The organism is Phenylobacterium sp., assembly GCF_035276905.1.
GTDB lineage: Bacteria > Pseudomonadota > Alphaproteobacteria > Caulobacterales > Caulobacteraceae > Phenylobacterium.
Map to the genome: position 1 here is coordinate 1 of NZ_DATELG010000074.1, position 10298 is coordinate 10298.

Annotated in this window: 11 protein-coding genes and 1 pseudogene; 6 read left to right on the forward strand and 6 right to left on the reverse strand. The window is 67.4% G+C overall.

Going from position 1 to position 10298, the window contains the following annotated elements:
- Both VJS38_RS03085 and VJS38_RS03090 read right to left on the reverse strand, forming a co-directional pair.
- On the reverse strand, nt 1–363 hold a 363-nt coding region (locus tag VJS38_RS03085), incomplete at its 3' end, for a hypothetical protein (RefSeq protein WP_324086688.1).
- Nucleotides 364–428: 65 nt separating this feature from the next.
- On the reverse strand, nt 429–917 hold the full coding sequence (locus VJS38_RS03090; protein WP_324086689.1) for a hypothetical protein: 489 nt from the start codon (nt 915–917) through the stop codon (nt 429–431).
- Between the two features lie 626 nt (nt 918–1543).
- Here VJS38_RS03090 and VJS38_RS20970 point away from each other — a divergent pair.
- From VJS38_RS20970 to VJS38_RS03105, 4 genes are all read left to right on the forward strand, one after another.
- Nucleotides 1544–2086: a CYTH domain-containing protein gene (locus VJS38_RS20970; protein ID WP_414692403.1), complete on the forward strand. Its 543-nt coding sequence runs from the start codon at nt 1544–1546 to the stop codon at nt 2084–2086.
- A 239-nt stretch (nt 2087–2325) separates the two neighbouring features.
- Nucleotides 2326–3066: a hypothetical protein gene (locus VJS38_RS03095; protein ID WP_324086690.1), complete on the forward strand. Its 741-nt coding sequence runs from the start codon at nt 2326–2328 to the stop codon at nt 3064–3066.
- 35 nt (nt 3067–3101) lie between these two features.
- Nucleotides 3102–3671, forward strand: coding sequence for a hypothetical protein (locus VJS38_RS03100; protein ID WP_324086691.1), 570 nt, complete (start codon nt 3102–3104; stop codon nt 3669–3671).
- Between the two features lie 88 nt (nt 3672–3759).
- The gene (locus tag VJS38_RS03105; RefSeq protein ID WP_324086692.1) at nt 3760–4350 is read left to right on the forward strand and encodes a cytochrome b; all 591 of its coding nucleotides are present in this window, start codon (nt 3760–3762) and stop codon (nt 4348–4350) included.
- Nucleotides 4351–4538: 188 nt separating this feature from the next.
- Here the strand turns inward: VJS38_RS03105 and VJS38_RS03110 are convergent, their stop codons facing one another.
- Together VJS38_RS03110 and VJS38_RS03115 are read right to left on the reverse strand one after the other, a co-directional pair.
- Nucleotides 4539–5054 carry a DUF1993 domain-containing protein gene (locus VJS38_RS03110; protein ID WP_324086693.1) on the reverse strand — a complete coding sequence of 172 codons (516 nt, stop codon included), beginning with the start codon at nt 5052–5054 and terminating at the stop codon, nt 4539–4541.
- Nucleotides 5055–5312: 258 nt separating this feature from the next.
- Entirely contained in the window at nt 5313–6224 is a 912-nt protein-coding gene (locus tag VJS38_RS03115) for a LysR family transcriptional regulator (RefSeq protein WP_324086694.1), read from the reverse strand.
- Between the two features lie 183 nt (nt 6225–6407).
- On the opposite strand from VJS38_RS03115, the gene VJS38_RS03120 reads away from it, so the two are divergent.
- Nucleotides 6408–6986 carry a flavodoxin family protein gene (locus VJS38_RS03120; RefSeq protein ID WP_324086695.1) on the forward strand — a complete coding sequence of 193 codons (579 nt, stop codon included), beginning with the start codon at nt 6408–6410 and terminating at the stop codon, nt 6984–6986.
- A gap of 56 nt (nt 6987–7042) precedes the next feature.
- A pseudogene (locus tag VJS38_RS03125) lies at nt 7043–7486 on the forward strand (transposase); the annotation flags it as partial.
- A gap of 187 nt (nt 7487–7673) precedes the next feature.
- Here the strand turns inward: VJS38_RS03125 and guaA are convergent.
- Both guaA and VJS38_RS03135 read right to left on the reverse strand, forming a co-directional pair.
- Complete coding sequence (guaA, locus tag VJS38_RS03130; RefSeq protein ID WP_324086696.1) at nt 7674–9242, reverse strand: glutamine-hydrolyzing GMP synthase; 1569 nt, start codon at nt 9240–9242, stop codon at nt 7674–7676.
- Between the two features lie 9 nt (nt 9243–9251).
- Nucleotides 9252–10298, reverse strand: a 1047-nt coding sequence (locus tag VJS38_RS03135; RefSeq protein WP_324086697.1) for an RsmB/NOP family class I SAM-dependent RNA methyltransferase, incomplete at its 5' end; no start/stop codon positions are given.

Below are 10298 nucleotides of genomic sequence, written 5' to 3' on the forward strand. Positions count from 1 at the left end.
GACCAGCTGGCGATCCTCGTCGCCGCCTTCCTCGTCCTCCTCGATGCCTTCGCCCTCTTCGTCTTCGCCCCTGCGCTCGCGGATCAGGTGGGCGAACACCATGCGCCGCAGACGCCGGCGCCGCGCCGCGCCGCCGACCAGTATGCGCGCCAGCCGGCGGTCCTCGTCGCCGCCTTCCTCTTCGTCCTCGACGCCCTCGATATCCTCGCCGCCATCCTCGCGCCGCTCGCGCAGGATGCGCGCGAGGAGCAGGCGACGCAGGCGGTTGCGGCGGACCGTTCTGCCGCCGGCCAGATGGCGAATAAGCTCTTCGTCGCCGCCGCCGAGCCTGCCGGCGCCATTGAAGGTCGATGCGTAAGCCATGAGGTTTCCTCCTGCTTGTAATCGTCCCAACCGGTCTGGCTGGACGCTTGGTCTCGACCAGGGGCTCAGTGAGCCGCAGCGCTCTCGGGCGTGCGGGCGCGAGAGTCGGCAGCCTGTTCCATCAGGGTTCCGATAATCGCCCGGCCCAGGATCTCGCGTTGCAGCAGCCGCTTGGCCGCGCTGCGTTCGATCAGCGACTGCAGCAGCGCGCGGCTGAGCACAGCGTCCTCCGTCGACTCTTGCTCTCCCTCGGCTTCGTCGCCGAGCACGCAGTCGATCCCGGCCTCGAACGCCTGCTCGACGATGCGCTCCAGCGTCGGCTCGGCGTCGCTCCTGGCCAGACGGGCCGTCTCCTCGGCGGAGAACTCGTGGCGGTCGCCGGCGGAGTCCACACGCTCGATCTTGACGATGCGTCCGGCCGCCGGCTCGACCGTGAAGGAGATGAGATCGCCGCTCGCTGGCTGCTCGGCCTTTCCGGGCCCCGTTTTGGGCCTGCGCCCCTCGGCTGCGGCGGGCTTGGGCTCGAATGATGCGGGTTCATCGATGGGCGGCATTTCGGGGCTCCCGTTCAACTCGACTGGCGCGGCGTTGCAGACGTCATGGGGAATGTGAAGGCAAAGACACGGTCCCATCGTTTAGCAGCTCAGCCGCGCGCGGCGGCTCGGCTCACCAGGCAAGGGCGCATCCTGCATGGAGATTTTTGCCACTCGGCGCGTGCCGCCGACGCGAAGCCGATGGCGGAAAGATACACCTCCAGGGCTCCCGAACTAAACCGGGGCCGACACCTGACTCCTCACGGTCTGCGGGCCCGATGGCTCCATGCGGGATGGACTGCACCTTCGAACAAAGACCAACTGCAATCCGGCATTCGCCGGATGCCCCGGCCACCGCCTGTCCGATATCGGCTGAGCCTCGTTGTCGAAAGTCTCGACCAGAGGCATTCGCGCGGCCACGCGAGGAAGCGCCGGTGCGAGACCTCTGGCGAGATGAGACTTGCGCAGGAAGCACCGCGGCGGCAGCGCTGGGATCCGCATTATCCGGGCCGGCGCAAACGCCCCCAAGCGGAGCTGCGTTTCCAAGCTCTGGACTGGAACCTCCGTGGCGCGCGGTGAGGGTTTAAGCGGAGTGTCGGCTGAGTGACGTCGTGGCAAGCTCCCCGCCGGTAAGCCCAAGGCCTCCGATGACTACGGAAATTGAGCGAAGGTTCTGTGTAATCAGTGATGCTTGGCGCATTGCAGCTTCGCCGGGGCGAATTCTACGGCAAGGCTATCTGGCTCAAACCGGCGTCGCGACCGTGCGCGTCCGGCGGGAAGAACACTCAGCGTTCTTATCCGTCAAAAGTGCTCGTTGCGGCATTGTCCGCGAGGAGTTCACGGCGCCCCTCTCGGTCACCGACGCCGACTTTATGCTGGAACGGCTCTGCCGCGGCGTTGTGCTCACGAAGGTGCGGCATGAGGTGAAGTACTCAGGCCAGCTCTGGCAGATCGACGTCTTCGGTGAGGGCGCGGAGGGGCTCGTCATTGCGGAAGTCGAGCTTGAACGACCTGACCAGGCAATCCCGTTACCCCCCTGGGTTGGGAAGGAGGTCACGAAGAGCCGACGATATCGTAATTCCGAAATCGCGCGTCGATGCGCTCGGAGACAGGCGGGTGACAGACCGAGCGGCTCCGAATCCGAGACAGGCTTCCGCGGTGAACTGATGGCAGGCCCGGGCACGAGCTAACCCCGTCCACTTTTTCGGGGGAAGATCAGCCCTCACATTCCGGAACGTCCTGGACAAAAATCCCACAGCGGCGCTTGCGTTGCAGCGGGCCCCTGCGCAGACGGCGGATGGAGGAGCTGCGCCAGTTGCAGACCTTCGAACCTGTCCGATCGTGCAGCAACGCCGGTTGGCTCGTTCATCGCAAGCTCATCGGCCTCCCGGCATCACTTCGCGATTGGCAATCCAGCGGAGGCCGGGCCATGCCCGTCGTAAAATATCGTCAGTTCGGCGACCGACCTGCGCCGCAGCCGATCCGGGTCACGGTCCCGGGCTGGGCGGGCGCCAAGGAACCCCGCGCCGATGGGCGCCACGAGCAGCCCTGGCATTGCATCCCGTTTTCCGAGAGCGCGCGTTACGGCCTCGAACTCGTCTATCCGTATGAGGCCGAGTTGCGCGTCACGACGGAGGATGGCCGGGTCCGCCTGGACGCCGATTGGGGCCCTGCGCCCGAGTCCATGGCGGCGGCGTGGCCGCCGTTCCGGCCCTTCGGCCATGACTATTACTCCTATCAGCTTTCCCTAGACCTCGAGGTCCCGCCGGACTTTGCCGTTCGCACCGAGCCCCACCCGCGCTACTTCACCGACCCGACCTACTCCACGCCGCTCGCGGTGCCGGCGCTGATCCGCACGGAATGGTGGCCGATGATCTTCTTCTGCATCTTCCGGGCGCCGCCCCCGGGCGTGACGCACGTCTTCCGCAAGGGCGAGCCCTTCATCGCGCTCACCATCCTGCCGGCCGATCCGAACCTTACTCTTGAACCGATGGACTCGGAGACCGCGGCTCAGCGCGAGATGCGCAGCCGCCGTCTCGCGGCCAACCGCGACCGGCTCGCCGAGGGCACGCGCTGGACCTCGGACACCCATACGATCTTCGACGGGACCTACCGCAACCTCGCCCGCGCCGCCCGCAGCAAGGCCAGGGACACGGACCCCGAGGCGTGAGCGAGGGGCATGCCCGCCAACCGAATGAACCGCGAGTGAACGGCGCCTTCACGAGGGGAAGCGGCCCGCGTCGCTATGGTGAACCTCGCGCGTCAGACACCGACGAAACCGCCGCCGGCGTCCGCGCTGACATTCGCGCCGCGAAGAGGAGAACACTCATGCATCGAAAAACGGCCTGGTTCGCTGGCGTCGCCGCCGCCGCACTGCTCGTCGGGGGCGCCGCTATGCCGAGCATCGCGGCCGCCGCCCCCATTCCGCCAGCCTACAGCTATGCGGACCTGCTCGAACCGGTGCCTGACGCGACGGCGCGGCTGGCCGTCGACGACGCCATGCAGCGACCAGACGCTCGCCTCCAGACGGTGCAGTATTGGGAGCACCATCACCATCACCACCACCACCATTCCTGGCAGTGGTACCGGGATAACGGATACTACTGGAACGACGGCGGCTGGGCCTTGATCCCTTACTACGATCACCATCACCATGCGCGCGGATGGTATGAGGACCGCGGCTACTATTGGAACGGCTGGGCGTGGGCCCCTCGCCCTCACTACCGTCATCATCATCACCACCACCACCACCACCATCACCAATACTGGTACTGAGGAAGGAAGGCGGCGTTCCATCGGCCCGCGGGGCAGACGATGCTGGGGCAGACTCGTTACGATTGCCGGCCAAGCTATGGAGCACATCATGGCGAGCAGCGCGACCGATCGCTACGGGCCGGTGTCAGTCGTCATCCACTGGGTGATCGCCGTCCTGATCTTCGTGCAGATAGGCCTTGGCTGGTGGATGAACGAGGTGCTGCCGGATCACACGCCTGTCCAGGCGCGCGTGCAGAACGTCCATATCTCCCTGGGGCTCACCATCCTGATCCTGGTGCTGCTGCGCATCGGCGTGCGGCTCACCCACCCCGGGCCGCCCCTGCCGCCGGAGATGGCCGTGTGGGAGAAATTCCTGGCGCGGGTGTCGCACGCGCTGTTTTACCTGTTGATGCTGGTTTTGCCGTTGAGCGGCTGGGCGCTCGTCTCGCTGGGGAAACACCCGATCCATTTTTGGGGTCTGCCCTGGCCCCACCTGCCGGGCACGGCCCAGATTTTTGGCCCCACGCCTCCTCGCCCTCTCCGTCACGCTGTCTCGCACGTGCACGTGTACATCCTGATCTGGATCGTCCTCCTGAACCTCGCGCTGCACGTTGTCGGCGCTCTGAAGCATCAGTTCGACGGCCACCCGGTGCTGTGGCGCATGACCGGTCAAGCTCGGCCGCAAGGGACGCGCAGGTAGTCTTGGCCAACCCGACACTTTTTCCTGCGTGGCTGTTCACTGGGACCGCTTGCAGGTCGAGCGTCGGCCGGGCGACCTGCGCCATCAGCGGACTCTCGATCCGCCCCAGAATTCTGACGTGCGCGCCAGCGGCACGCCCCGACTAGCCCGCGGCCCCGCGTCCGCAGGTGGGCCGCTGTCGCGGGCCGTCAGCCCAGTCCCGCCACGAACATGTCCGCCTTGCCGAGGGGCACGCCGTTATTGCGCAGGATCGCGTACGTCATCGAGACGTGGAAGTTGATGTTTGTGGCGGCGAAGACGGTCAGCCACTGCGCCGCGGGGAACGTGGGCGCCATGCCGGGTAGGATCTCGAAGGTCAGGGGAACCTCATCCCGGCCCTCGAACTGCTCTGGCGTCAGCGCGCGCAGATAGGCCAGGGCCGCGTCGAGACCTGCCTCGAACCCGGCGACGTCGAGGTCGGCCGCGATCCCCTCCGGAGGCTCGAGGCCGGCGACCCGCGCGGTCCACGTCCGGCTGAAATTGGCGACCACCATCAATTGGAAGCCTAGAGGACGCATGTCCGGCGCGAGGCGCCAGCTGAGCATTTCCTGCTCCGTGATCCCAAGGCTGGACACATGGGCCGCTCCCTTGACGAGGAGATGCCTGGTCGCGACCACCGAACGGGCGAACAGGTCGACGAAGCTGAAGAGATTGACGGTGGACATCTGCTGCCCCTGACGGCTGTTCCACTCCATACGGCGCGCGAAGCAGGCCGTCGACGGCGCGGTGGCCGTGAGAAGGCGGACACCCGCCGCGGCGCGGCCGTTAGCGCCAGAACCGGACGTTCGATCCAGTGCGGATTCGAGACGTTCGCCCGCGATCTAAAGGGCCGCCAGCAGACAACGCCGAGCGGACGCCATCTCGGCCGGACAGCCTCGCGTCACGCGCCGAACGACCCCAGCCCGTGGCCCGACGGAGAGGTTCTATACGAGATGGGGCGTCAGCACCTGCTCGATCCATTCCATGAATGCGCGGACGCGGCGCGACAGGTTGTTCCGATGGGCCACCACGAGGTGCACATCGAGTGGTTCGGGGCGGAAGTCCGGCAAGATCTCCACCAGAGCTCCGCTCTCCAGGTGCCGGCGTATTCCTGAAAGCGGCGCCTGAATCAGTCCGAGGCCTGCAAGGCCCGCGGCCTCATAGGTCTGCACGCTGTTGACATGCAGCGCGCCCGGCAGCGCCAGCGTTGTGTAACCCCCGCCCTCGCCATCCGGGTGCTCCCACCCATAGGGCTTGGCGCCGAGCGTCCCGCTGTAATGGATCGTCCGATGCCCCTGAACCCGCAGATCCTCCAGGGATCGGGGGACGCCGAAACGCGCCAGGTACGCGGGACTGGCGGCGTTCACCATGCGCAACCGGCCTACCGGGCGGGCGACGAGTGTCTCATCGCCGATCGGCCCGATCCGCAGGACACAGTCGAACCCTTCCTGGACCAGATCCACCTGCCGGTCCGTGCTCGACAGCTCCAGCTCCAATTCGGGATGGGCGGCCATGAACTCCGGCAAGGCCGGAACGATCGTCGTTCGCGCCAGCTCGGTGGGCAGGTCGACCCGCAGACGCCCGCGCAGCGCCAGGTGATCTCCCACGAACATCGAACGCAGGTCGTCGACTTCGGCCAGCAAACGCCGAGCGCGGGCATGGAACGCCCGCCCGTCTTCCGTCAACTGCACGCTTCGCGTCGTCCGGTGCAGCAGCCTGACGCCGACGTCCTGCTCCAGCCTCCGAACCGCGGTCGAGGCTCTCCCCTTTTGCATGCCCAGGCTGTTGGCCGCGCGCGTGAAGCTGCCCATTTCGGCGACCCTTATGAAAATCCGGAGGGGCTCGAGGTTCTGCATGTGTCGGCGTCGCGCCCTCGCGCCTCTCGGCCGCCGGTCGGCCGATTATTGTTTCAGCTTTAGGGAACAATGTGTTCCAAAACAAACGATTTATCGCGGATGGAGAAACGGTATCTCTCGGGGCCGGAGCGCGGGCGGTCGCACCGTCGGCGCGATGGCAGATGGGAATCCCGAGGAGGCGACATGACGCTGCACGACATCACAACCGCCGTGGTCTATCATTCCGGCCATGGGCACACGAAACGCATGGGCGAAGCCGCGGCCGAAGGCGCTGCGGCCTCGCTGATCGCAATCGACGACGAAGGCGACATCCCGGACGATGGATGGGAAACGCTCGACGCAGCAGAGGCCATCATCTTCGGCTCGCCGACCTACATGGGCGGCCCGAGCTGGCAGTTTAAGAAATTCGCCGACGCCTCTTCAAAGCCGTGGTTCCAAGACCGTTGGAAGAACAAAATCTTCGGCGGCTTCACCAACAGCGCCAGCCTCAACGGCGACAAACTCAACACCCTGCAGTACTTCGTCCTGCTGGCGGGCCAGCACGGCGGTTTGTGGGTCAGCCTCGCCATCAAGCCCGCCAACCTCAAGGCGTCCAGGCGCGACGATCCGAACAGGATGGGCTCGTACATCGCGCCGATGGCGCAATCGGACGCGGATGCGGCTCCAGGCGACATGGCGGAAGGCGACCTTGAGACCGCCCGGCTCTATGGCCTCCGCGTCGCGGAGATCGCGCGCCGGTTTGCGGCAGGCCGGAGCCGCTAGGAGCCTGTCCGAGTAATCGGCTCGACGGTGGGGTCGAAGCCTGATTCAGTTCGGTGATGAGCAAGACCTTCCGTTTATGGGACGTGGACCAGGCGTGGCTGCTGCCGCCGTCGGTGCATGATTTCGTGCCGGCGGGGCACTTGGCGCACTTCGTGCCGGACACGGTGCGCGAGGGTCTGGACCTGTCGGCGATCCTGGACGGCTACGATGTCGACCGGGGCCAGCCGCCGTATCACCCGGCGATGATGGTGGCCTTGCTGCTCTACGGCTACAGCCGCGGGGTCTATGCCTCGCGGCGGCTGGCGCAGGCGTGCGAGGAGCGGGTGGATTTCATGGCGGTGACCGGGCTGAACAAGCCGGACTTCCGCACCATCGCCGACTTCCGCCGGCGGCATCTGGCGGCGCTGTCGGAGCTATTCGTGCAGGTGCTGAAGCTGTGCCAGTCGGCGGGCCTGGTGAAGCTGGGCCACGTGGCGGTGGACGAAAATACCGTCAACGCCGGGAACAGAGGTGACGGTACCGGCGAGTCCATGGGACCGCAAGCGAAGTCGATACCGACGGGCCTACCGTCAGATCGATCCGCTGCCCCGCGGTAGTCCCCGATAGATTACGGAAACATTCACGTTATTGTTCAATCACTTAGAAGGTTGAAACAGGCCTCTCCGATAGTCCGCGAAGGCTATCGGATCATTCCCACTCGATCGTCCCGGGCGGTTTCGACGTCACGTCGTAGACCACGCGGTTGATACCCTTTACCTCGTTGATGATTCGGGTCGCGGCGCGGCCCAGGACCTCCCAGGGGAACTCGAAGAAGTCGGCGGTCATGCCGTCGGTCGAGGTGACGGCGCGCAGCGCGCAGACTTCGTCGTAGGTGCGCGCGTCGCCCATCACGCCCACGGTGCGCACCGGCAGCAGCACGGCGAAGGCCTGCCAGATGGCGTCGTAGAGGCCGGCCTTGCGGATCTCGTCCAGGTAGATGGCGTCGGCCTTCTGCAGGATGGCGACCCGCTCGGGCGAGACGGCGCCCGGGATGCGGATGGCCAGGCCCGGGCCGGGGAACGGATGGCGGCCGACGAAGGCGGGCGGCAGGCCGAGCTCGACGCCCAGCGCGCGGACCTCGTCCTTGAACAGCTCGCGCAGCGGCTCGACCAGCTTCAGCTTCATATAGTCCGGCAGGCCGCCGACGTTGTGGTGGCTCTTGATCACCGCCGAGGGGCCGCCGCGGGCCGAGACGCTTTCGATCACGTCCGGATAGAGCGTGCCCTGGGCCAGGAAGTCGGCGCCTTCGATCTTCGCCGCCTCGCGGTCGAAGATCTCGACGAACAGCCGGCCGATCGTCTTACGCTTGGTCTCCGGGTCGGAGACGCCGTCGAGCGCGCCGAGGAATTCCTTCGACGCATCAACATGCACCAGCGGAATGTTGTAGTGATCCCGGAACATGGTGACCACCTGCTCGGCCTCGTTCAGCCGCAGGAGGCCGGTGTCGACGAAGACGCAGGTCAGCTGCTCGCCGATCGCCTCGTGGATCAGCACCGCCGCCACCGAGGAGTCGACGCCGCCGGAAAGCCCGCAGATCACCCGCCCCATCCCCACCTGGGCGCGGATGCGGGCGATCTCCTCCTGGCGGAAGGAGGCCATGGTCCAGTCGCCGTGACAGCCGGCGATGCGGTGGGTGAAGTTGCGCAGGATCAGCGCCCCGCGCGGGGTATGCGCCACCTCCGGGTGGAACTGGATGCCGTAGAAGCGCCGGCCCTCGTCGGCGATCACCGCATAGGGTGAGCCCTCCGAGACGGCGACGGTCTCGAAGCCCGGCGGCAGTGCGGCGACCTTGTCGCCGTGGCTCATCCAGACGGTCTCGGTGTGGCCAGCGCCGCCGAGCCCCTCCAGGAGCGGGCTCTCGCGGACGATCTCGATCTCGGCCCGGCCGAACTCGCGCGTGGCGCCCGGCTCCACCACCCCGCCCAGCTCGGCGCACATGGTCTGCTCGCCGTAGCAGATGCCCAGCACCGGCACGCCCAGCTCGAACACCCGCCGGGCGACCGCCGGGCTCTCGGCCTCGTGCACGCTGGCAGGTCCCCCCGAGAGGATAATCGCCCGCGGCCTGAAGGCGTCCAACACGGCGTCCACCTTGTCGTAGGGTTGGATCTCGCAATAGACGCCGCTCTCGCGCACGCGGCGTGCGATCAGCTGTGTCACCTGGCTGCCGAAGTCGACGATCAGGACGTGTTCGTGAGCAGGTTCGGGGGTGGTGGTCATGTCGCTCCGTTAGCTGGATTTCGCCGCTCGGTCATCGCCGCGCTCCAGCACCGCCACGAAAAATCCGTCGGTGGACGAGGTCCTGGGGGAAAGCCGCAGATAGCCTTGCGGCGTCAGCCAGCGGGCGATCCGCGGATCATCCGTCGCGGGCCTGCGCTCGAACTGCGGATGGCGCTTCAGGAAGGCGGCGACGCGGTCCTCGTCCTCGGCGGGCAGGACCGAGCAGGTGACATAGACGATCCGGCCGCCGGGCCTGGCGAAGGTCGTCGCCAGGTCCAGCACCGCGTCCTGGTCGGCGGTGCGCCGCTCGAGCGCCTGGGGCGTCAGCCGCCACTTGGTGTCGGGATGGCGCCGCCACGAGCCGGTTCCCGAGCAGGGGGCGTCGACGAACACCACGTCCATCCGCCCGTCGAGGCCCTTCAGCGCGTCGGGCTTCACCGGCGAGCGGACCTGCAGGTTGCGCACCCCTGCCCGCTCCGCCCGGCGGATGGTGTCGGTCAGCCGCCGGGCGTCGGCGTCGTAGGCGTAGATCTGGCCGGTGTTCTCCATGGCGCCGGCTAGAGCCAGGGTCTTGCCGCCGCCCCCGGCGCAGAGGTCCAGCACCTGCCGGCCCTTGACCTCGCCGGCGCAGGCCGCGGCGATCTGCGAGCCCAGGTCCTGCACCTCGACCCAGCCCTTGACGAAGGCCGGCATGGCCTCGACCGCGGCGGCGCGCTCGTCGGCGCTCGGCGCCTCGATGCGCAGGGCCTCCGGCAGGAGGCCGGTCGTGCGCACCGGCAGCGGCTCCAGCGCCTTCAACGCCTTGCCGGGACCGGTCTTCAGCCGGTTGGCGCGCAGGTCGACGGGGGCGCGCTCGGCCAGGGCCTGGGCCTCGGCCGTCCGCTCGTCTCCGAAGGCGCGGGCCAGCTCGGCTTCCAACCAGTCCGGATAGTCGCCGCGCACCGGCGCCGGCGCCTCGGCGAGGTCGCGGGGATGGCCGAGCGCCTGACGCTCGGCCTCGCTGAGCGGGCCCGGGCCGTGCGGCTCGTCCGCCGCCGCCTCGGCGACGCGCTCCAG